Consider the following 22,574-nt stretch of genomic DNA (forward strand, 5'->3'; position numbering starts at 1 on the left):
GTAGGCGTGATGCAAGAGGCGGATAATCAGATAGCAGAGCAGACGTTAGCGTGGGTGCGCACTTTTATTGTGGAACACAATATATGCCCGTTTGCTAAGCGCGAGCTTGACGGCGGTAACGTTCGGGTCGAGGTGGTGCGCTCGAAAAAAATCGACGTGGCATTGGAGGAACTAATAGCCGAAGTAGAATGGTTGAACGAGCATCCGGAAACGGAAACCACGTTGCTGATATTTCCTACGCTGTTTAAAAGCTTTGATCATTACCTGGATTATGTCGAACTGGCCGAAAGTCTGTTGGCAGAGTTGGGGTATGAAGGTGTTTATCAGCTAGCAACCTTCCATCCTGATTACTGTTTTGCCGATGCTGAGCCTGAAGACGCAGCGAATTACACTAACCGCTCGCCCTACGCGATGGTTCATCTATTGCGCGAGGCCAGCGTCGAAAAAGCGATTGCTTTTTACGGTGATACGGAACAAATCCCAGAGCGAAATATAGCCCACTTAACCGAGTTAGGCAGCGACGCCGCTGAAGAGCTTCTACAACGCTGCCTTAAGTAACCCGGTGACCTATGACGCCCTACCAATAAAGCGTGCCATTTTATCAAGTGGCCACTAAAGCGCTTTATACATTACGTAGCTATCGACTAACCCCTGGGATGCGTGCCGGTAGGCGTTAGGAATCGTGCCGACAATTGCGAACCCCAGCCGTTGCCACAGGGCGACGGCCACTTGGTTTGTGGCCACCACGGCATTAAATTGCATCGCTTCAAAGCCATGCTGACGCGCTACATGCTGCGAGTGTTCGCACATCTGGCGGGCGACACCTTTCCCCCTAGCAGCAGGCGTTACCATATAGCCGCAGTTACAAATGTGTTGGCCAGGGCCTGCTGCATTGGCTTTTAGATAGTAAGTGCCCAGTAACTCGCCTTGGCTATCTTTTACCGCAAATGACGCTTTGGGCTGCTGACACCACAATGCATAAGCTGCTGCAAAGGTAATATCAGGATCGATAGCGTACGTTTCTTGAGCGCTAACGATGGACTGAAAAGTAGGCCAGAAGACCGTGAAGTCCTCTTGCGTCATGGGTGTAAAGCTAAGTGTGGTCATGGTTTTAGCGTTTAGTTAATGGGTTATCGAGCGACATCTGCCACAATTTCATAGCTACGCAAGCGGTCGGCATGATCATAAAAGTCGCTATTGATCATTAACTCGTCAGCGCCAGTACGCGCCTGAAAGGCCTCTAGCTCAGCTTTGACCGTATCGGGCCCACCAATGATGGCGGCACCTAGGAACTGGCTTACTTGGGAGCGCTCCATCGGGGTCCAGTCCATCTGTTCAACTGGGGGCAGCGACTGGGTCGGCTTGCCTCGAATAAGGCTAAGAAATTTCTGTTGAGAGGTCGTTGCCAAGTAATGGGCCATGGCATCGCTTTCTGCGGCGATAACGGGTAGCCCTACCATGGCATGGGGTTTGTCTAAGTGCTCCGACGGCCGGAAGTTATCACGATAAAGCCGCAATGCTTCAAATAAGTAACCCGGCGCAAACTGGGCCGCAAATGCAAAGGGTAGCCCGAGTTTTGCGGCTAATTGCGCACTATAGCCGCTAGAGCCGAGTAGCCAGATAGGTACGTGGGTGCCTTGTCCAGGGACGGCTTTCACACGCTGCTGTGGATCCGCATCCGCTAAGTAGCTTTGTAACTCATTTAGCAGCTGTGGAAAGTCATCGACGCCCGCCTGAGCATTGCGGCGCATCGCCTGCATGGTGGCGCCATCTGAGCCGGGCGCACGGCCCAGTCCTAAATCAATCCGGCCTGGGTAAAGTGTTTCTAAGGTGCCGAACTGCTCGGCAATCACCAGGGGCGGATGGTTAGGTAGCATGATGCCACCGCTGCCCACGCGTATAGTGGAGGTTTGCCCAGCAACATGACCAATTAATACGGCAGTTGCTGCGCTGGCGATGCCTGCAATGTTGTGATGTTCAGCCAGCCAATAACGCGTATAGCCGAGCTGTTCTGTCCGTTGCGCTAGGGACACGCTGTTGCGAAATGTTTCTTCAGCGCTACCACCTTGACGAATCGGTGCTAGATCGAGCACGGAAAGGGCGGTATTGGCGAGTTGGCTCATGGGGCACCTGCATTAAAAAGCGTATGGGCGGCTAAATTTACGGCGTGATTTATTAGCACGCTAGGTATTCCAGTGTTATGTGGGCAGGTAAGAAGAAATGCAAGGTGCCATTGTTGTCCGTTCGCAGCGTCGATTAATCAGTGGGTGGCGTTGGCCGAATTAAAATCTCGTTCACATCGACATGTGATGGTTGAGAAAGTGCATAAATCACGGCGTTGGCAATATCGCGATCTTCAAGCGCATGCTCTGGTGGCTTATCAAAGAAAGGGGTATCCACCATGCCCGGTTCAATCAAGGTAACGCGCATGCCCGTTCCGCGTAGCTCTTCACGCAAGTTATAGCCTATACCGGTCACTGCCCATTTTGTGGCGCTATACATCGAGCCTGGAATCGTCGTTCGTCCAGCAGCTGAGCCGGTTAATAGTACATGCCCTTTGCTCCGCTTTAGCGCGGGAAGGCATGCCTGAAGCGTTAGCCCCACACCGTAAATATTGGTCAGGATCATCTCACGCCAAGCGTCGTGATCTGCACCGCTAAAACCGCCGGGAGAACCACCGCGCCCAGCATTTGCAAAGACTGCATCAATACGCCCAAATGTTTCAATCGCTTGATCGACCATTGCTTGCTGTTGCGCCATGTCGGTGACATCCAACGCACATGTCAGCACGTTTTCTGGGCCAAGCTCCTGGGATAGTGCAGTAAGTTTGTCGGTAGAGCGGGCGGCAAGTATCAGCTTATAACCTTCACGTGAGGCTGCTCGCGCGGTGGCGGCACCAATTCCGCTTGAGGCGCCTGTAATCATTAGGACACGGTGCTGCATAGCGTGTGCTCCTAGCTCATTCAGAAAGGGGAGATATAAGAATGGCTAATTGCCCACCGTGTTGCAAATGAGCTGTTTCAGCTTGTGTGCGTGTTTTCGTCTTTGCGTTTGAGCATAGATGAAAGGTCGAGTATCGATTGCGCCATATCGGCCATGCTTTTACTGTGATCCATCGAGGTTTTACGTAAAAAACGATAAGCCTCTTCTTCGGTCATCTCCTGGTGGGCCATGATAAGGCCTTTGGCGCGTTCGATGAGCTTACGTTCACGCAGGGCTTTACGGGTATTTTCCAGCTCATCGCTAAGACCTTGAAGGTGGCTCGACTGTGCATGGGCAAGCTCAATCAGTGAACGTCCTAATGGAGAGGTTAAAGCGCTAGCTGTCAGCTCTCCTAATGGTTGTGTATCGCTCAAGGCAAGAAGCTGCTCACAGGGAGCAAGAGTTGGCTGGTTAGGAGGTGTTTTAGCCTGCTCTAACGTCGAATGCACCTGAGCGATTTTTTGATGACATAGCGCCGTTAATTGGCGGTTTAGGATGTCCTCAACGGCTTTGATGCTATCAATGCGTAATGTGGTTAGGTCGTACCATGTTTCGCTAAGCGTTTTGTCTACGCGGCCTTCTTGATGAGAGTGTTGACAAACATGTTGGTAAGCAATGTTACGAAGCTGCTGAATCCCCGCGAGTGTTCGCGGCGAGAGAGTCTGCTGCCAAACAAGATCAGCCTCGGATGAGGCAAACTCTTCAAAGGTGTCGAAGCAGCGTTGCTGATCGCGTACTAATTGGTGAATCAATTCGCGATGGGCATCGTCGAAATGCCCATGGGTAAAGCCAAAGGCACCACAGGCACGTTCTTGCCCAGCGAGTTCTTTGCCTTGCATAAGGTGAAAAATAGCCACTAGTGCGCGAGTGATATCCGGGTCTACCGAGGTATCTGCTGCTTCAAATACAATGGCGAGGAGCCCACTAATTAAGTGGTTAAAGGCTTGGGTTGCCACATCAGGAGAGATCGCAAACGAAAGAATGGCTTGCCGCAACGTGTTTAGGTCATCCAGGGCAAGCCACACCGCTGCGATCCGCCTGAGTAAGCGTGCCGCTGCCTGCGGCCGTGCTTCTTCGGTAAGCGCTTCTAGCCGCTGGCGCATAACGGTCTCGGCTTCATGGCTATGCTGTAAAAATTCCTTTCGCCGAGTAGCAAACCGTTTACCTTTCGAGACAAGGTAAATCGTCGAGGCACCTCGTTCACGTTGGAGCGCATGGATAAAACCGCTAATGTCGCCAACGATCTCTGAGGTAGTGGCTAAGTGGTGCAGGCTATCGATATCGCATCGAAGGGCGGTTAAGAGTAGCTGTTGGGCTGAAGACATAGTGATTTCCTTTTACTCCCCGCCTGAGATGAAATCCCCTCTGTTGCGATAAGTGTCGCGAAAACGTGTCGTAAAAAATCGTCGCGGATAAAGCGTACAGAGGGGTAAGTGAATACTAACGCAGCGAGAGTGCGCCTGCGCTCGTGTCGCCGCCAACCGCATCACGGTAGGCGGTGGCTTCTTCGGCTTCTGTGGCATCGCTGAAGCGTACTACCAGTACACAGGAAGCGAGCACTAATACGGTAATGCCAAGGTAAAAAAGCCCTTGTTGATAACCAAGACTTTCACTACGGAACAGAAAGGCGGCGGATACGGCACCGACGTTTCCACCCGCCCCCACAATACCGGCAACAGCCCCCAGTGCTTTTTTATTGATAAAGGGCACCACGCCAAATGTTGCTCCTTCGGCCATTTGAACAAACAGGCTAAAGACCAGCATGATGCCAATTGCGAGGCTTAAGACATGCATTTGTGAGAAGGCAATGAGTGCTATTCCTTCACATACCAAGGCGATAAACAGCCAGCGAACTCGCCCTTTTAAACCGCCTTGTTTTGCGAACAGGTCTGAAAAAACGCCGCCAAGGGTACGGGCAAAAATATTCATTAGGCCAAATAAGCCAGCGATTAAACCAGCGGTCGCCAGAGTCAGGTCAAACTTGTCGAAGAAGTAGATAGCGGCAATATTATTGATGGTTAGTTCGACGCCAAAGCAGAGCCCGTAAACAATAAACAGCGCCCATACGCGAATATCTTTTGCTGCGGTCAGAAAGCTTTGTACTGCGCTATTTTCACCTGTGGCTTCAGGTAGCTCACCGCGGGCGCGCAGGTCGCTAAAGTTGCCATCGGGAGCGTCTTGGGTAAACAGCCAATAGCCAATCCCAGTAAAAAACAGTACGACGCCAGGCACCACCATTGCTAAACGCCACCCTAGCGTTTCACTAACGCCAAGCATTAGTAGACCTGAGAAAATCAACGGCATCAGGATTTGCGTCGTACCGCCGCCCAAGTTCCCCCAGCCAGCACTGGTCGCATTGGCGGTGCCAACGACATTCGGCGCAAACATCATCGTGGTGTGATATTGGGTGATCACAAAGGATGCACCGATGGCTCCGATGGCCAGCCGAGCGAGTAAGAAGGTCTCAAAGCTATTGGCAAAACCTATGCACATAACGGGCACAGCGCCCAGCATCAACAAACCGGTATAGGTTTTACGAGGCCCAATTTTATCGCACAGCACGCCAATGAGCAGGCGGACAATAACGGTAATAGCAACGGAGGCAATAATGGTATTGCCGATCTGCGTTTGGGTGAGTGATAGATCTTCACGGACCACTGCCATCAGTGGAGCGATGCCAAACCAACCAAAAAAACAGATATGGAACGCGAACCAGGAGAAGTGGAACGCACGCATTTGAGGGGTAGAGAAGTTTAATAGCCGAATGCGGTTAGCTTTATTGCGAATGTCCATGGATGGCCTCACAGAGCACGATACGAGTGGGTCAAAACATGGCGCTTGGAAAGGCGCTATGTTGTTAACGAGAACATGCCTTCGCCATTGAAGGGCAGGTTCGACGCACTCGTACCCGTTGGGCCTGGTCCACGCCTACCATCATTCAGTAAGAGTGAAGCAATTAGTTCGCCATAAGATTATTTTAATTTTAAAATCAGTTTCTTATGTGTGTTTGTTTAATAGGTGGAGAGTTTCAGTAGGCTGGTAATGCACCAAGGTGGCGCATCTGCGGTGAAGACGTGCGACACCTGAGTGCTGGTTATTCGTGCAAATAAACAGCGTCAATATCCAGTGTTGAACGTTCACCTATCGCTTCAAAGTGAGTTTCTAGCCAGCGTTCGGCGGCATCGCGCCCTTGCTCAAACAGATGGCATAGAAACGCCCATTCTGAGTTCATTTTGCTGGATACCGAGAGATCCTCTAGCGCCTGTTCGCCACTGATACGGTGGAAGAGCGCTTGCTGATAGCAGTTTTCGATTCCCTGTTCATCCAGTGTGCGCTTAAGCAGCGCAATCATGCGTATTTCTTTAATCAGGGCTGAATTAAAGGTAATTTCATTTAGTCGATTCATTATGGCTGAGGCAGACGTGGGGACTTCTTCTCTGATGATGGGGTTAATCTGCACCAACAGAATGTCGCGTGCGCTGCACTCCTCCATTAAAGGGAACAGCGCTGGGTTACCCATATAACCGCCATCCCAGTACGCTTCGCCCTCTATCTCAACCGCTTGAAATACAAATGGCAGGCAAGCAGAGGCCATGACTGCATCTACACTCATCTCTTCGCGGCGAAAGACGCGCTGTTTTCCAGTGCGAACGTTAGTGGCCGTCACAAATAGCTTAAGCTGCTCACAACGTCTTACACGTTCGAAATCAATATGTTCGGCGACAATGTCACGCAATGGATTAATATTCAGAGGGTTCAGTTGGTAGGGGGATACCAAGCGGCTTAAAAGGTCCATAGCCATATAACCCGGTGAGTGATCGAGGGACCAGTTTCCGGTAAGTACATCTAGTGGTGAGCGGCGAATTGGGCTCGCCATACCCGCTCGACTAACCGCTTTCCAAAACTGGTGTAACGCTTGGCGAGCCGTATCTTTGTTACCGCGGGTGAGGGCGTCTGCCATGACCACACCATTCATTGCGCCAGCGCTTGTGCCACTGATGCCCTCTATTTCGATACGGTCATCTTCAAGTAAGCGGTCGATGACACCCCATGTATAAGCACCGTGGGCTCCACCGCCCTGTAAAGCGAGATCTAGCTTTTTGATCTGCGACATTGCTTTCCCTGCTGAGTGAGTGATTAAAAGCGCGGTAACGCACCCAGCATGGCATAAAAGAGTGTGATATGTGTACGTCTGCTAGGCAGGCGTACAGCACGTCATCAAGGTGAATCTGCTAATGGTGAAGGGCGCCCATTTGAAAGGGGAACCTCATAAACAGCATGCTCCATCAGTTTATCAAGCTGGAGCGCTAGCTGGCTGCTGGCTTCTTCCATCATAGCCAGTGCCGCAAGCTGGCCATTATGATCACCTTGGCGGGCAAACTTAAGTGCTTCTAAACCGCTTTCATGAAAACGCTTATGCGGTGCCGCCAGCGCTTTGTAAGCCTCCGTATGCTTATAGCGATGACCGTCCCCCATAAAGTACCAATGCCCAAGCGTGCAGTGCTGGTGATCTTCTAAATTCTCTTCCAGATGAGCAGAGAGTAGTTGCCTATAAAGGCGGCTTTTCCATACCGCATGCTCGAGTTTGGCGGCGTGCAAATAAGCCGTGGTTGTACTGTGGTGTATGACCTTATACATATGGCGTGACTGGTCTATCAACTGCTCAATGACATGTTCTGCTGCTTGGGCGGCGCTGGTTAAGGCCTTTATTTCCTGCTGCTGATAATCACGGATCTTTGCATCTTCATTTACTTGCAATGCGGTGCGCTCGATCCACTGCGCTAGCTGATGCGCTAATTGCCGAGAGTGTTTTGATAACTCTTGCAGGTCCTGGACAATTGCTGGCATGCCTGCCGGTTGTTCATGAAAGTGAGCGACTTCCAAGGCCGCAGTAATGGCTAACGCTTGTGTATGGCCTGCGCTGTGCCCTAATTCGACACTCAACTGACGTATATCGTGGAAGGCTTGCTCAGTCACTAAAGGGGACGATAAATAAGCGTCTGTTTGCTGGCAGCGTTGGCGGTGTTGCTGCAACGTTTGTGCGCTTTGCTCGGCTTTATGGAGTCGGCTGAAGGTGTCAGTAAGTGTCGATTGCTCGGCAGCAAGGTGCTGAGCGTGCACTTCTACGCCTTTGCTCAATGAGCAAAGCATGTCCGCGCCCCTGGCCTGAAGCATGCTGAGCGACTCAACTGGCGTCATCAAGCTGATCGCGCGACAGCGGTGGCGCTTTTTTTCAGCCTCTAATTGGGCATTCAACGCTGCCACTTCTTGCTCTAGGCGATGGATAGTTTGATACGGATGCATAAAAGCAAACATGGCCAGTACCTGCAAAATAGTAAATAGCTTTGTGATGTTTTGTCACAAAGTATTGCAGGTGGTTGCCGTGCGTGCCGGAGTTACCTGGTATTAATGATGAAAACCAGTCTATTGCGTTTTTGAGGACTATGTTTCTTAATGTATCCGGGTCAGTCTCAAAGATTAGTCTCAAAGGCGAATTTTAAAGACCAGCCTTAAGGCTGGTCTCACAAAGTGGGCAGCTTCGCCGCTCACCAATTTTGATGGGAAAATTATCAGCGTTGGGCTAAGTGGGGAGCATTGTCGTTTGGGCAGCGCAGAAACTGCGACGTTGCTAACCACTCTTCATCGGGGTAGTAGGCGAAGATATACTGGTTCTCTTTCAAACTGTCGATAAGAGGATACGTGATGTCTTCGCGTACGGCAGGACAGCCGTGGCTACGTCCGAGCCTGCCGGTCTGGGTAATAAAGTCGTCGCTAACATAGTCAGCGCCATGGATCACAATCGCTCGCTCAAACGCGAGGTCATTAACCTCTGGTTCTAAGCCATCCAGGCGCAATGAATAGCCATTACGACCATAATAACTATTCATTGTGCGAAAGAGCCCGATGCTGGACTGGTGGCTCTCGGGGGTATTGGAGAAGACCTCTGCCAACGCATCGCCAGAACCTTGCCCATGAGAAACCAGCTCTTCAAATAGCAGCTTATGTCGATGTAGGTCGAAGACCCAAAGCCGTGGCTCGGTAGACGGAAGCGAGTAATCAATGACGGCTAAGCGTTCAGCGGTTGGGTCAGCACAGCTAAGTGATTGAGCGGCGAGTCGCAGCGCCTCTGGCGTTGCTGATGGGGCTAGTTGGAGCAGTTGATGATGCAAGGGCGAAACGCCGGGAGGCGCTGTAGAAGAGACCTGTGAGAAAAAGCTAGCGGCTTGTAAGGGAAGGCTCAATAACAACAGTGGAAGCGAAAAAATGGCGGTAAAAGCACGTAGGTAAAAAGGCATAGAGTGCAATCCTGCAATAGATATCGATGAAGGAGACATGTAAACGGCTATGATAAATAGATGTAGCGTAATAATGATGAATCGCAATGATAAATAGCGACGATGAATAGTAACGCAAGGAGGAGCGATGAACGAGACAACGTTAATTAGACGATGGGCGATAGGGGTGGCTCTATGTCTGACGCTGATCCAAGCGCCTCAGTTAGTTACCAGCGCGCAAGCTGATACAGGTGCTCTTGAGCAGTCGTTAGCTCAGCGTTTGGATACTCAATCCAGTGCGTTACTGCCTGTTGAGGACTTTTACCAGCAGCTAAACCAACGGCCCGTCTGGCAAGATATCAACCGGGTTGAAGCACTGGTGCAGGCGTTAAATAGTCTTGAAGATGATGGTTTGGCTCCTAGTGATTACGACGCGGGCAGCCTGCTAAACGCATTCCAAGTTAGCCAGCAAGCAGGGGCGTTGGCGCAAGCTGACTTTGATATTCAGGCCACGACAGCACTTTTACTCGCACTTGAGCACCTTTCGCGGGGCAAGGTGAATCCAAACGAGGTCGAGCCGAAATGGGATATCCCTAGGCCTGAGCGCCGCTACTCTTTGCTGCGCATTGCCCATGCGGTGGAAAATGACGATATTCAGGGCGCGCTTGACTATGTGAGGCCCTCATCAACGGAGTACGCTCAGCTACGTGATGCGCTACGTCAATACCGTACGCTGGCTGAAAAAGGCAATGTTCCCTACCTGGCCGGTCGAGATGAGGCATTACGCCCAGGTGATACTAATGAGGATGTGCTGGTATTGCGACAGCGCTTGGCCTATTGGGGAGAAACCAACTTGCTGGCGGCGGATAGCAATGCCTACCCAATGATTGAGGTTCAATCTGCGGTTAGCAACCAGAGCACCTATGATGCTGAGTTAGAAAGGGCAGTTAAGCAATTTCAACGTCGTCATCAGTTACAAGAAGATGGTGTTGTGGGGCAGCGCACGCGGCTTGCATTGAATACACCGGTCACTTCGCGTATCGATCAACTGCGTGTCAACTTAGAGCGGGCGCGTTGGATCAAGCCCACTCAAACCAATGAACCGCGAGTGTGGGTTGACATTGCGGGATATCGATTGCACTACACTCGGCCCAATGGTGAGCACTGGGATGCCAGAGTGGTAGTCGGCACACCGCGGCGCGAAACGCCTATTATTCATTCGGCGATTAGCCACTTAACCATCAACCCGTCATGGACGATTCCACCGACCATTATGCGCGAGGACGTTTTACCTCAGGTCAGACGAGACCCTGGCTATTTAGCCCGGCGAAATATCCAAGTGTTAAGTCCCTCCGGCGAGCGGTTAAACGCTGATGCTATTGACTGGCAACGGCCAGGTGCAGTGATGTTGCGCCAAGTATCAGGTGGCGGTAATCCGCTAGGCCGCGTGGTGGTACGTTTTCCCAATAGCGAAATGATCTATCTTCACGATACACCCGCCAGAGGGTTGTTTCAGCGCGATCAGCGAGCGCTCAGCTCTGGTTGTGTGCGCGTTGAAGGCGTAACGGAATTTGCGCAGTTACTGCTTCAAGATAGTGGCAGTCGTCACCAACTATCTTCGTTGCTTAACAGTAGCGGAAGTGATCGTAATGTTAATCTGCCACAGCGTATTCCCGTCGCGCTGCACTATTTGACGGCCTGGCCAAATGCTCAAGGGGAAGTAGAATTTCGTGATGATATTTACCGTCGTGACGCTGACCTGTTGGCTGCATTGTCACGAGCGGTATAACGTGAAGGGCGGATTGATTGCTAGGTTTTCTATAAGAATGGTTTATAAGCAAGGTTTGTAAACGTAGACTTGCTTCAAAGCAATAACGCCGCCCTGAATGGCGGCGTTATTGTTCAATGTAAAGAGAGTAAGAAAGTTACTGCTCCTCTTGGCGCTCGTAGTTTGCAACGCTGATAGTACCTGTCTCTCCGCTATCCAATGCTGCCATCATGGGCTCAGCTTGGCGCTGGAAAGCAATCAACGTGTCGCCGCTTAGGCTGGTATTTTCAGGCAGCTCTACGTTCATTGCGTTGACAGGCGTGTTGTTGACGATGACTTCATAGTGCAGATGAGGCCCCGTACTCCGCCCTGTATTGCCTGAAAGCGCAATGCGCTCACCCATTTCAATACGCGCACCTTCGGTGACCAGCGGACGAGAAAGGTGAAGATAACGGGTTTGATAGCCATTATCATGACGAACGACAATGTAACGCCCTGCGGCATGATGGTTGCCCACTTTTTCCACGCGACCATTGGCTGGAGCAACGACAGGTGTGCCAATAGGCATCGCAAAATCGGTTCCATTATGCGGGCTTATCCGGCCAGTCACTGGGTGTTTGCGGCGCGGATTAAAATTGGAACTTAGACGGTAATTGCCTTCAAACGGATAGCGCGAGAAAGCAGGGTCTAAGCTACTCCCTTCGGGCGTATAGAAATTGCTATCAGTAGCATTGCGAAGAAGCGTTAAATCCATGCGTTCGCCATCGTACTTAACAGCAAGTACGCGAGAGTCAAACGCTTCTCCATCAATCATGTCTGACTCAACTAGCACTTGAAAGCGATCTCCACGACGGCTGTCGCGTCGAAAATCGAGTTTTTGCTCAAGTAGGTGAGTGAGTTCAGTAACGGCGCTGCTACTTAGCCCCGTTGCCTGGGCTGAGCGTGCAAAACTACCGCTTACGCTACCCGCGTAAAGACGCTGTACCGCTTCACCCTGGCGCTCAATAACGGTTGCGGCATAGTGCTCTTCATCACGCTCTAGCAAGATACCGTCGCGGGTGTTTTTCATCATACGCAACGACAGTAAACGACCATTTTCATCTAACTGGTAATCGAAACTGTGGCCAGCACGCCAATGAGTAAGCATGCGTGGATCCGGTAGGTCTTCTAGCAACGCCATTACTTCGCTGTAGCCCAGGCCTAGCTTGTTCTGTGCCAGCAACGCGAAGGTCTCACCCGATTCGACAATATGTGTTTTCCACTTAGGGACGTAGGGCTCGTCCGCAGCAAGTTCCAGCTCGAGAAACGAAATATCACCAAACAGCTCATTGCCATAATCTTCATATGAAGTGGCATCGGCAATTTCGACGGAAGCGGTGTTATCCACTTCGACGGAAGCCGTTTTATCAGCATCGAGCATACCGCTTGAGAGGGTCCCTAATACCACGGCCATGTGAAGCGCGCCGTCATCTAACCGGGCATTAATGTGAGGTTGCGTCGTGACGCTAGCCATCGAGGCTTCGGCGCTAGTGATGACATCTAGATCGACAATTTCTGTAGCCGCGAGGTCGTTCAGCGGAATATTATCTCGCGTTGCATCGATAGCGCGAGAAGCGCGATCAATGGCTTCAGCAACGGGGGTGCGTTCTTGACGCAATGAAGGAACCCCTGGAGCAGAGTCGCTGGGAAGCGGTACAAGCACGCTTTCCAGTGGTGTATGAGATTGATTTAAGTCGTGGTAGGTCGTAATTAACTTTTGTGTGCCCAGCACAGTGACCATTGTAGCCACGGGTAACAGTAACAATTTATGTGTGCGGGGCAGCGAATGAAGAATTCGCAACATGGGTAAATGGGCCGCCGAGTTCGTGGTAAATGAGTAACATGAAAGAAAGTAAACCCAGGAACCATACCCCATGAGGGTAAGGGTGAACAGACTGTATGCCTGTACACTAAATGTACTTCATTGAAATACGGAGGTAATAAGCAAGGAAACCTATTTGTGAACGCCGTTCGCTAAAAAAAGTAACTTAACGCAAACCGCCTTAAAACTAAGCAGGCACAATAATTAATCATAGGGAGGCGGCGTTAATCAATATTTTCCGCCAATTTTAGAAGTTAAATTAATTATGCAATGCTTTTGTGATATTTTTGTATCATTTTTGTATATCTTTTGGCGCCCGGAAAGCAAAAACAGGCATCATGAAACGGTCTTGAGGCAGCATGCTTAGATATACTTAATAATTGCTGTGCGTCGAATATTGTTTTTTTGTAATAAATTGTCTTTTTGTGTATCTGGTGGGCTTGGCGTCAACTGGCTGTCATTAAGGGAAAAGTGTCAGGTGAACTCCCTTAGGTAGCCTAGTGCTTAGGAATAATTGTTTACAGGCAAGTACTCAGCGGTTTTTCCTGGCATTCTATAAGGGTTTTTCGAACATAAAGCGGATTATTTCGCTGTTTAGCGTCGAGGGAATCGAAATGTCTCGAGTAACTCTTGCACAGTGGCAGATGCTGGCAGCCGTTGTTGACCATGGTGGGTTTGCGCGGGCGGCCGAGGCTATTCACAAAAGTCCATCTACGCTTAACCATGCCGTGCACAAGCTAGAAGAGCAGTTGGGTGTTCAGGTGCTGGAGCCGGTGGGCAGGCAGGTACGCCTAACTGAGGCGGGCGAACTCTTATTGCGCCGAGCTCGCCAGTTAATTGAAAGTGCCGCCTCTTTAGAAGATGTTGCTACCCGTTTGGCTGCAGGCCTGGAAGCTGAAATCGTGGTCGCTATTGACCAGATTTTTCCAGCGGCTGCTCAAGCGAAAGCACTTGAGCGTTTCTCGGAAACGTATCCTCAGGTCAGAGTGCAGCTGCATGAAAGTGTGCTAAATGGTGGTACAGAAATGCTCCACGATGGTCGTGCCGACCTTGTGGTCTCAGGGATTGCGGCTCAAGGGTATTTAGGTGAACCGCTGGTGAACGTGCGGTTTATAGCCGTTGCACACCCAAGTCATGAGTTACACCAGCTTAGTCGCTCGCTAGACCTTCGGGATCTGACCCAACACCGTCAACTGGTAGTGCGTGATTCGGCGCTACGCCAGTCGACTAATTCCGGCTGGTTGAAAGCGGAGCAACGATGGACAGTGAGTCACTTAAACACGTCATTAGATATGCTGAAGCGTGGGTTAGGGTTTGCCTGGATGCCTGAAACCCGTATTGCTGATGAACTTTCAAGTGGGCAGCTCAAACCTTTGCCGCTCAGTGCTGGTGGGGTGCGAATGGTGCCTATGCAGTTGATATTCAGAGACCGAGATCGCGCTGGCCCTGCAGCCCATGCCATGGCACAGGCATTGAAACAGGGGGTGAGCGAGCTCTGTCCTAAGGATTCGATTTCATCGAATGAATCGCCGTAAAACATCCGCTTGAGCATCGGGAGGGCGGGCGTATGCTAAACGTCATCAGCACTATTAATACGTTTACTACATACGATTATTACAATAGGAGGCCGCCCGATGGGACTGCTTGTTAACGGCGAATGGGTTGATCAGTGGTACGACACTAAGAAGCATGGTGGAGAATTTATCCGCGAGTCTGCCCAGCTACGCGACTGGGTGGGTGACGATGCCATGATGGAGGTACTGTCAGGCGGTGCGTCGTCAGGCAAACAGTGGCAAGGGCAGAGCTACCCTGCGCAAGCAGACCGTTACCATCTTTATGTATCTCTAGCCTGTCCTTGGGCGCATCGAATTCTTATTATGCGCAAGTTAAAAGGGCTGGAATCACTCATTGGCACTTCTCATGTTAGCCCATTTATGCAGGATAAGGGCTGGACGTATGACCAAAGTGAGGGCTCCAGTGGGGATCCTGTTAACCACGTCGACTATCATCATCAGCTCTATACGATGACTGATTCTGCCTATACGGGGCGGGTCACGGTACCGGTGCTTTGGGATAAGCAACGTAGCGCAATAGTCAATAATGAGTCGGCTGATTTGATGCGCATTTTTAATCACGCGTTTGATGAGTTGACCGGTAACGATTTAGATTTTTACCCTGATGACCTGCGTCGCACTATTGATGACATCAGCGACGATGTGTACGAGCACATTAATAACGGTGTTTATAAGTCAGGTTTTGCGACGGATCAGCACGTGTATGAAAAACATGTGCTGGCTCTGTTCGATGCCTTAGATCGAATGGAAAAACGCTTGAGCGAGCATCGTTATCTGGCGGGGGAGTGGTTAACAGAGGCAGATATTCGGCTTTTCACCACGCTGATCCGTTTTGATGCTGTCTACTATGGCCATTTTAAATGCAATCTAAAACGTATTGAAGATTACCCAAATCTGGCGAATTACGTTCGCGAGCTGTATCAGTGGCCGGGTATTGCAGAGACCGTCAATATGAACCAAATAAAACGCCACTACTACTACAGCCATGACACGATTAATCCAACGCGTATTGTGCCTGCCGGACCGCTATTGGATTTAGAGCGCCCTCATAATCGTGAACGCTTGCCAGGGCAGGGCATCCGTCGTCGCGCTTCATAATTTATAAACAGAGAGCTTCTCAGAAGTTGCATCTCAAACCTTGTTACTAACAAATGGGCCACCCAATTGCTGGGTGGCCCATTTGGCTAGTTAACCGCTAGCTTAAGCGATTTAAGCTGGCAGCTTACTCGTTATCATTAACGGCTTCGCGGGTAGACTGCCAGGCGCTTTGAGCACCTTCTTTGGTCGTTTGCCATGCATCGCGGGCACTGTTTTTAGTCTGCTCCCACCAGTCACGATCATAGGTAGGGAAGGATTCAACTTCCTCCTGGGAGGCCTCAAGCATAATACGGTGTTCGGTATCACCATCACTCTCAGTATGAGTTTCCAGGGTAAACTGATCGGTATTAATAACAATTTCGCGACCACCCAGGCCAAGAATTGCACCGCTTTCAATGACTAGCGCTGAAATGCGCATTTCTTCATCAAAAAGAATGTCTTCGACTTCACCGATTTCTTCACCAGAGCCACCAGCAAAAAACACTTCTGCATCCATAATATCATCTGCAGAATACATACCCTGGGGTTCAGTTGAGGCCTGAACACCGAAGGCCAAGCTGCCTAAAAGGACGGTACTGATAGCAGTGGTAAGCATTGTCTTGCGCATAGCATCTCTCCATGTAGCTATTAAAATGTGCGGTCTAATCAGACGACAAACGTTAAAGATCGTTCGCCCATTCATCAGCACGGCGTTCGGCTTCTTCCCGCTCTAAGCCATATTTCTGCTGTAGCTTGCCAACAAGTTGATCCTTCTTGCCGCCAATCTGGGTAAGCTCATCGTCAGTTAATTCGCCCCAGCTTGCGCGAGCTTTTCCCTTCATTTCTTTCCAGCTGCCTTCAATTTGATCCCAGTTCATAGCATCACTCCTTGAAGTTAGTGAACATCGTTAGACACTTCTCAGGTTAGACGAACAGTGAATATGTGCAAGCCTGAGTATTAAGAACGGTTAAAGCAAAAAGACTGGTCATAAGCAACTGGCGGTGTTAGGATGCGCCCTCCTCGCATGTGTTGACCCCTCCATCACGACGATAAGCAATTTCCTATGTAGCTTTGACTACGAAGTGAAATGCTTGCTGGAACATCTTGCCAACTGCAGATGTTCATTGCTGTGAAGATGGCGCGCCTCCAGCATTTCACCAAACGGGTGAAATCGGCGCAGAAGGTCGCCACAGCGGTTAGCCCGCTTATGCGGTGTTTGCTAACCGAATGCTAGGTGCGACCGGCGTCTCCGACTCCATTGATGATGATATCCGCCTTGCGGATCCTTGTTTATTAATATGCATTGTCACGCGTATTAACGAGCAGAGTCAGAGACGCTTACGATGTTTTTTGCCGGAAAAACCGGCCTACCAAGGTGTGATTAATGACCTCGACTTCTGTCGCTTCGCCGAGCTTCGGCGATCTTGCTCTGTTGCCTGCCGTTCTCTCTGCTGTTGAAGCACAAGGCTACGAAATTCCCTCGCCGATCCAAGCGCAGACGATTCCTGCGTTGCTGGAAGGCCGCGATATGCTGGGCCAAGCACAAACCGGCACCGGCAAAACCGCTGCATTTGCATTGCCATTGTTATCGCGTTTAGAACTTACCCGTCGCGAGCCTCAAGTACTGGTTATGGCTCCGACCCGTGAACTTGCTCAGCAGGTTGCGGCTTCATTCAGTAAGTATGGCCAAAATCTCAAGGGTCTTGAAGTCGCTATCCTTTGTGGTGGCCAAGAATACCGCGAACAGTTAGGCGCGCTAAAGCGCGGTGCCCAGGTTATTGTTGGCACCCCTGGCCGTATTATCGATCACCTTGATCGCGGTAGTCTGAAACTCGACGGTCTTTCGGCACTCGTGCTGGATGAAGCTGACGAAATGCTGCGCATGGGCTTTATCGACGACGTAAAACGCGTGGTTGCCGATACCCCTAAAGATGCTCAGCGTGTGTTCTTCTCGGCAACGCTGCCGACTGAAATTGAACGCATTGTTAACCGCTATCTGGTTAATCCGGTAAAAGTCGCGATTGAGTCGCGCACGACGACCGGTGAAAACATTGAACAGCGTATTGTACGCGTCGATGGTGGCGCTAAGCTTGAAGCAGTGGCACGCATCCTTGAGGTTGAGCCGGTTGATGCCGCTATTGTCTTCGTGCGTACTCGTGCTGCTTGTACCACGCTGGTTGAACAGCTGACAGCCCGTGGCGTTAATGCCGCTGGCTTGTCTGGCGATCTAGACCAAAGCCTGCGTGAGCGCACCATTACACGTCTCAAGCGTGGCAAGGTTGATGTGCTGATTGCGACCGACGTCGCTGCTCGTGGTCTTGACGTTCCGCGTATTACGCACGTTATCAACTACGATCTGCCGCAAGACGCAGAAGCCTATACCCACCGTATCGGTCGTACCGGTCGTGCGGGCCGTAGCGGTATCGCGATTACGTTCGCTGGTTTCCGTGAAGGCCGTAAAGTGGGCTGGATGGAGCAGGCTACCGGTCAGAAAATGACTGAAATGCCGCTGCCAGACGAAGCCGCTATTCGCGCTCACCGTGATGACGTGTTCCATCATCGCGTTGTAGCAGCCCTGACCAAAGGTGCTGAAGAGCAGCGCGCACTGGTTGAGCGCCTGGTAGAAGAAGGCCATGATGCCGTTGAGCTAGCTTGTGCTTTTGCCGCGATGGCACGTGCTGACGAAGCGCCGATTGGACGCTTGCAAGCACCGCGTAAAGAGCGTACTACGCGTGATAGCGCGCCTGGTGGCAAGCCCGGTGGCCGTCGCGAGCGCTCAAGCGCACCTAGCGAAGGTATGATTCGTTACCGTGTTTCTGTTGGCCATAAAGATGGCGTTAAGCCTGGTCAACTGGTTGGTGCACTGGCGAACGAAGGTGGCATCGAGGGCGCGCGTATCGGTCGTATTGATATCCGCAACGCTTTCTCGGTAGTTGAGCTACCCAGTGGCCTGCCTTCCACTATTCTGGCGAAAATGGCGCGAGCCCGCGTTGCTGGTCGCCCGTTAGAAATTAGTGAAGACAGTGCACCTGAGCGTGCTCCACGTCGTCGTCGTGATGACGGTGATGCACCAGTTCGTCGCCGCGAACGCGCTTAAGTTAATGTATAGCGCCATATTATAATGGTGCTTTAAAACGACGTTTAACGATCGTTCTATCCCCTTACGCCCTGCGGCTTAAGGGGATTTTTTTTGCCTGTAATTGCAGCTGGGAAGTTGAGCTACGTTAGTATGATGATGGTTCAGTAAAAGGAGGCTGCATGGACGCACCGCTACATGACTGGAATTTAGCTCCAAAAGAGGCCGTAGCGCTGCAAACAGAGCTGGCGAAACGACTTGAATTCACTGATCGTATCGGCTCTGTGCACCACATTGCTGGGGTCGATATTGGGTTTGAAGCGGGTGGTGATATCACTCGGGCGGCGGTCGTCGTTTTAGCGTGGCAGCCTGACAGCACACAGCATTTGGCTGTGGTAGAGCAGGTGGTTCATCGTGAGCCAACGCGGATGCCTTATATTCCTGGTCTGCTCTCTTTTCGCGAGATCCCAGCCGCTCTGGAAGCGTTCGCAAAACTTGCGATCACACCAGAGCTGGTAATGGTCGATGGGCAGGGAATTGCACATCCTCGGCGGCTTGGTGTCGCTGCCCACCTGGGGCTGTGGCTAAATTTACCGACGATCGGCATCGCTAAGTCCCGCTTAACGGGGCAGCATGCAGAGGTGGGAAACACGCGGGGGGATTGGGTGCCTCTAACATCAGGTAACGACGTTATTGGTGTCGTTCTACGCTCGCGGGAAAATGTGAAACCGGTATTCGTGTCGCCAGGGCATCGATTATCCCTTGAAACATCGCTTGACTGGGTGGTGCGCTGTTTAGGACGCACCAAGTTACCAGAACCCACGCGATTAGCGGATCGGCTTGCATCAAGACGCGACCAAAAGCGGCTTACGTAAAGCGTAGGAAATGGCGCAGTAGGCTAGAGGCCGCTTGAGTGTCGGTGATCGCGTCAATGAGAGCGTCAGGATTTTCACCTTGGTCGCGCAATGCGGCTTTCTGGCGCTCTATATAAGCATGCATCACTGGTCGGGTGAACTCTGGGTGAAACTGCACGCTCCATTGGCGGGGGCCATAACGTAATGCTTGATGAGCATCGTGGTTGTTATGCGCCAACACCGTGGCGTTGGGTGGCAACTGCATGACGGACTGGGCGTGGGTCAGGTGAGCCGAGAAGTGTGTGGGCAGTTTGCTAAACAGGGGGTCTTGATGGCCTGCTTGGGTAAGCCGAACATTGCGCGTTCCTGATTCTCTTCCAGCAGGGTGGTAATCGCTAATGCCCCCGAATGCTGACGCCATCAACTGGTGACCATAGCACACGCCAAGCATAGGGACGTTCTCGGCTAACGCTTGCTCAAGCCAAGGTTTTAGCGCCTCGCTCCACGGCTCCTGTTCGCTCACCATGCTGTGGGAACCCGTGAGCATAATGCCGGCGAATGAGGTGGGTGAAGGAGGAACACCTTGTTTGCGTGCATCCCAAACCTTGAGTGACAGATGTGTCGGCAGTGCCGTCGAAAGCTGATTGATAAAGAGTTGCTCGAAATCACCGTATTGGTCGACCACTTCAGGGAAGGCGTCACCGGTTTTGATAATGACTAAAGAGGTCATGGCGTTCTCGTTGTCCTGTCAGAGGTAAGGTTAGCGAAGAAAGGTTAGAGAGGAAAGGTTAGCCCAATCAGGGCATTGCCCTGTAAGGTGGTAGCCCTCACCATACACCTTTTTAGCTTTATATTAGGAGCCTAATATGCAACAGATAACGCGTGCTGGCGAGCCCATGGATGTGGCAGGGATGCTACCTGCTCCAGGTCAAACTGCTCCGCTGATGACGCTCACCAATGCCAATTTAGAAGATGTTACCCTCGATACTTATTCGGGCAAGCGCAAAGTACTGAATATTATCCCCAGTGTGGATACGCCCACTTGTGCGGTGTCTACTCGACGGTTCAATGAACTGGCCTCGCAATTGGATAATACCGTTGTACTGGTCGTGTCTGCTGACCTGCCATTTGCAGCCAAGCGCTTTTGCGGCGCAGAAGGGTTAGATAACGTTGAAACCTTGTCTACCTTCCGCCATCGAGAGTTCCAAGAAGCTTGGGGTGTCGCATTGGCTAATAGTGCAATGGAAGGATTGTGCGCCCGTGCCGTGGTAGTGCTCGATCCAGACAACCGCGTGTTGCACAGTGAGCTGGTAAGCGAGCTGAAAAATGAGCCTGATTATGAGGCCGCGCTGGCAGCCCTAAAAGGCTAGCCAGAGGCGGTACGCAGGTTTCTAGCCTGCACCTTGCTTCGCTGCCGCCACCAGTGCACTAATTAAACGCTGCTGGGGGCGGTTGAAAATGAGCCACTCGGGATGCCACTGCACACCAATTAAAAAATCATGTTTTGTCGACTCAATTCCCTGTACTAGCCCGTCCCGGTCGCGGGCGACAATATTGATGCCGTCACCTGCTTGATTGACCGCCTGATGGTGCAGGCTATTCACGCGACACCATGTGACGCCTAATAGCTGATAAAGCTTGCTACCTCCGACAATATCTACTGTCTTACGCGGTAGCACAGTACGCCGTCGTTTCAGACCTTCATGGGTGGTGTAAATATCAGGGTCGAGGGTGCCACCTAAATGGACGTTGATTAGCTGCGCCCCCCGGCAAATTCCCAATACAGGAGTATTTTGCGGAATAAATCGGCCGAGTAGATTGAGCTCCAGTTCATCGCGGGCTGGGTCTAGCCGCACATCCAGCTGTACTTCGCCGCCGTAAAGATGTGCTTGAATATCATCGCCGCCACCAATAATTAGCCCGTCAAGGTGGGCAGGTAAGGGGCGTGAAGGGGACAAGCGAAGCGGTTGGCCGCCATGTCGCCATACGGCGAACCAGTCAAACCACCACGCTAGATGGCTTTTTTGATCAGAGGTTGTAATCCCAATAAGCGGTCGAGACATGCTGGCACGTTCTCACTAAGGCAGTGTGTTTAGGATGACTTCAATAGGCCAAGCAGCTTCGCTTTACAGCGTTTCCACCACGGTTGGCTGTGTTCAGCAATATACTCATCGCAGCGAGCACGCAGCACGTCACTGTTTGCGGCTAGCTTTTCTACCTCAACCCAGCGATTCCACTCCACAACTGACCCCCAACTGGGCTGAGAAAGCTGCGCATTGGGTAGCCGGTAATGAAACGTTGGGCGTGGTTTAGTGAGCTGGCTATGAAGCAGCTCATGGGGATGGTCAGGACGCAGGTGCGCAAACAGCGGCAGTAGGTCTAACTCTCGATTACGCGTTGGGTTGTAGTGCAGATAGTCATTGATAAACGTATCTAAATCAGGCTGATAACCAGAGTCCAGGACTTTTAGGGCGTACTCTTTATGAAATGGATTGGCGTGAGGCAGTACTTCACGGGTAATGTCGACTTTGATCTCATCGCGCAGCCAGCTGGCGAGAAGCAAATACGCTTGCATCATGGCCAGAAGGTAACCAACGTCAAACCGTTCTACTTCAGGATTTAGATGCAAGCCAAATCCGTAGAGTAAACTGGCATCGGTGCCTTTCGCGCCTTTGTCACGCAGGGCACCAAATAACTGGTCTAGTTCCTCTAGCTCATTCCAGGGAATCGGCGGACAGACAATTTCAGTAGGCACTAGGCCTGTCACCATGTCGCCAATCAGTTCACGGGTTTTTTGATGGAACTCTAGTCGCCGATGGCGCTGCTGGCGCGCCCATTCACTGTCGCTTTCATGGTGTTCTTCCAGTAGCGTCTTATCGGGATGAGCATACTGAGTATCCAGCTCAATACCGAACTCGCCCCATCGAGTCGCTTCAACGAGTAGCCGATGGGGACTTACCACGTTAAGCTCACCCCCAAATAGCTCGCGTACCAGCTCAGCGGTATCACGCGGTGGAAGTCCTGCGAATTCGATTTCCACACCGACACGTCTTGTTTTTCCATCACTATTGGTACGGTTAGGAGGAGCTTGCAGCGTCATCTCGGT

General features: G+C 51.3%; 21 protein-coding genes. 7 read left to right on the forward strand and 14 right to left on the reverse strand.

Going from position 1 to position 22,574, the window contains the following annotated elements; all coding sequences use genetic code 11:
• The first annotated feature begins 9 nt into the window (after positions 1-9).
• On the forward strand, positions 10-558 hold the full coding sequence (locus ACN06F_RS04260; RefSeq protein ID WP_038482014.1) for a DUF1415 domain-containing protein: 549 nt from the start codon (positions 10-12) through the stop codon (positions 556-558).
• Between the two features lie 54 nt (positions 559-612).
• Here ACN06F_RS04260 and ACN06F_RS04265 read toward each other — a convergent pair whose 3' ends face one another.
• The 8 genes from ACN06F_RS04265 to ACN06F_RS04300 all read right to left on the reverse strand — a co-directional run bounded on the left by ACN06F_RS04265 (position 613) and on the right by ACN06F_RS04300 (position 9,278).
• Positions 613-1,107, reverse strand: a complete 495-nt coding sequence (locus ACN06F_RS04265) for a GNAT family N-acetyltransferase (protein WP_038482017.1) — start codon at positions 1,105-1,107, stop codon at positions 613-615.
• 23 nt (positions 1,108-1,130) lie between these two features.
• Positions 1,131-2,123: an LLM class flavin-dependent oxidoreductase gene (locus ACN06F_RS04270; RefSeq protein WP_038482020.1), complete on the reverse strand. Its 993-nt coding sequence runs from the start codon at positions 2,121-2,123 to the stop codon at positions 1,131-1,133.
• Between the two features lie 133 nt (positions 2,124-2,256).
• The gene (locus ACN06F_RS04275) at positions 2,257-2,943 is read right to left on the reverse strand and encodes an SDR family oxidoreductase (RefSeq protein ID WP_038482024.1); all 687 of its coding nucleotides are present in this window, start codon (positions 2,941-2,943) and stop codon (positions 2,257-2,259) included.
• A 77-nt stretch (positions 2,944-3,020) separates the two neighbouring features.
• Positions 3,021-4,307, reverse strand: coding sequence for a nitrate- and nitrite sensing domain-containing protein (locus ACN06F_RS04280; RefSeq protein WP_433924725.1), 1,287 nt, complete (start codon positions 4,305-4,307; stop codon positions 3,021-3,023).
• A gap of 115 nt (positions 4,308-4,422) precedes the next feature.
• Positions 4,423-5,775: a NarK family nitrate/nitrite MFS transporter gene (locus ACN06F_RS04285; RefSeq protein ID WP_253487047.1), complete on the reverse strand. Its 1,353-nt coding sequence runs from the start codon at positions 5,773-5,775 to the stop codon at positions 4,423-4,425.
• Positions 5,776-6,076: 301 nt separating this feature from the next.
• Entirely contained in the window at positions 6,077-7,096 is a 1,020-nt protein-coding gene (locus tag ACN06F_RS04290) for a patatin-like phospholipase family protein (RefSeq protein WP_433924726.1), read from the reverse strand.
• Positions 7,097-7,200: 104 nt separating this feature from the next.
• A complete protein-coding gene (locus tag ACN06F_RS04295) occupies positions 7,201-8,298 on the reverse strand; it encodes a CZB domain-containing protein (protein WP_038482038.1) in 1,098 nt (365 codons plus the stop codon).
• Between the two features lie 254 nt (positions 8,299-8,552).
• A complete protein-coding gene (locus tag ACN06F_RS04300; RefSeq protein WP_433924727.1) occupies positions 8,553-9,278 on the reverse strand; it encodes a murein L,D-transpeptidase catalytic domain family protein in 726 nt (241 codons plus the stop codon).
• 127 nt (positions 9,279-9,405) lie between these two features.
• Here ACN06F_RS04300 and ACN06F_RS04305 point away from each other — a divergent pair, with 127 nt between their 5' ends.
• On the forward strand, positions 9,406-11,046 hold the full coding sequence (locus ACN06F_RS04305; protein WP_433924728.1) for a L,D-transpeptidase family protein: 1,641 nt from the start codon (positions 9,406-9,408) through the stop codon (positions 11,044-11,046).
• 136 nt (positions 11,047-11,182) lie between these two features.
• Here ACN06F_RS04305 and ACN06F_RS04310 read toward each other — a convergent pair whose 3' ends face one another.
• The gene (locus tag ACN06F_RS04310; RefSeq protein ID WP_433924729.1) at positions 11,183-12,868 is read right to left on the reverse strand and encodes a peptidoglycan DD-metalloendopeptidase family protein; all 1,686 of its coding nucleotides are present in this window, start codon (positions 12,866-12,868) and stop codon (positions 11,183-11,185) included.
• A 632-nt stretch (positions 12,869-13,500) separates the two neighbouring features.
• On the opposite strand from ACN06F_RS04310, the gene ACN06F_RS04315 reads away from it, so the two are divergent.
• Both ACN06F_RS04315 and ACN06F_RS04320 read left to right on the forward strand, forming a co-directional pair.
• Positions 13,501-14,421, forward strand: coding sequence for a LysR family transcriptional regulator (locus ACN06F_RS04315; RefSeq protein ID WP_038482051.1), 921 nt, complete (start codon positions 13,501-13,503; stop codon positions 14,419-14,421).
• A 99-nt stretch (positions 14,422-14,520) separates the two neighbouring features.
• Entirely contained in the window at positions 14,521-15,558 is a 1,038-nt protein-coding gene (locus ACN06F_RS04320) for a glutathione S-transferase family protein (RefSeq protein WP_433924730.1), read from the forward strand.
• A 124-nt stretch (positions 15,559-15,682) separates the two neighbouring features.
• Here the strand turns inward: ACN06F_RS04320 and ACN06F_RS04325 are convergent, their stop codons facing one another.
• Together ACN06F_RS04325 and ACN06F_RS04330 are read right to left on the reverse strand one after the other, a co-directional pair.
• Positions 15,683-16,165 (reverse strand): PRC-barrel domain-containing protein, encoded by a 483-nt coding sequence (locus ACN06F_RS04325; RefSeq protein WP_433924731.1) that lies wholly within the window; start codon positions 16,163-16,165, stop codon positions 15,683-15,685.
• 52 nt (positions 16,166-16,217) lie between these two features.
• Entirely contained in the window at positions 16,218-16,415 is a 198-nt protein-coding gene (locus ACN06F_RS04330; protein WP_038482059.1) for a CsbD family protein, read from the reverse strand.
• Positions 16,416-16,922: 507 nt separating this feature from the next.
• Here ACN06F_RS04330 and ACN06F_RS04335 point away from each other — a divergent pair.
• Positions 16,923-18,635 (forward strand): DEAD/DEAH box helicase, encoded by a 1,713-nt coding sequence (locus ACN06F_RS04335; protein ID WP_038482062.1) that lies wholly within the window; start codon positions 16,923-16,925, stop codon positions 18,633-18,635.
• A 161-nt stretch (positions 18,636-18,796) separates the two neighbouring features.
• Positions 18,797-19,489, forward strand: coding sequence for a deoxyribonuclease V (nfi, locus tag ACN06F_RS04340; RefSeq protein ID WP_095602525.1), 693 nt, complete (start codon positions 18,797-18,799; stop codon positions 19,487-19,489).
• Here the strand turns inward: nfi and ACN06F_RS04345 are convergent.
• Positions 19,482-20,198 carry a glutamine amidotransferase gene (locus ACN06F_RS04345; RefSeq protein WP_038482067.1) on the reverse strand — a complete coding sequence of 239 codons (717 nt, stop codon included), beginning with the start codon at positions 20,196-20,198 and terminating at the stop codon, positions 19,482-19,484. The genes nfi and ACN06F_RS04345 overlap by 8 nt on opposite strands.
• Positions 20,199-20,334: 136 nt before the next feature.
• Between ACN06F_RS04345 and tpx the strand changes: the two genes are divergently transcribed.
• Positions 20,335-20,838 (forward strand): thiol peroxidase, encoded by a 504-nt coding sequence (tpx, locus tag ACN06F_RS04350; RefSeq protein WP_231657347.1) that lies wholly within the window; start codon positions 20,335-20,337, stop codon positions 20,836-20,838.
• Positions 20,839-20,859: 21 nt separating this feature from the next.
• Here tpx and ACN06F_RS04355 read toward each other — a convergent pair whose 3' ends face one another.
• Complete coding sequence (locus tag ACN06F_RS04355; RefSeq protein ID WP_095602523.1) at positions 20,860-21,531, reverse strand: gamma-glutamyl-gamma-aminobutyrate hydrolase family protein; 672 nt, start codon at positions 21,529-21,531, stop codon at positions 20,860-20,862.
• Between the two features lie 29 nt (positions 21,532-21,560).
• Positions 21,561-22,568 carry an amidoligase family protein gene (locus ACN06F_RS04360; protein ID WP_095602522.1) on the reverse strand — a complete coding sequence of 336 codons (1,008 nt, stop codon included), beginning with the start codon at positions 22,566-22,568 and terminating at the stop codon, positions 21,561-21,563.
• Between the last annotated feature and the right edge of the window lie 6 nt (positions 22,569-22,574).

The sequence above is a fragment of the Vreelandella sp. 21 genome (assembly GCF_050995515.1).
In the GTDB taxonomy this organism is placed as follows: Bacteria; Pseudomonadota; Gammaproteobacteria; order Pseudomonadales; family Halomonadaceae; genus Vreelandella; species Vreelandella alkaliphila.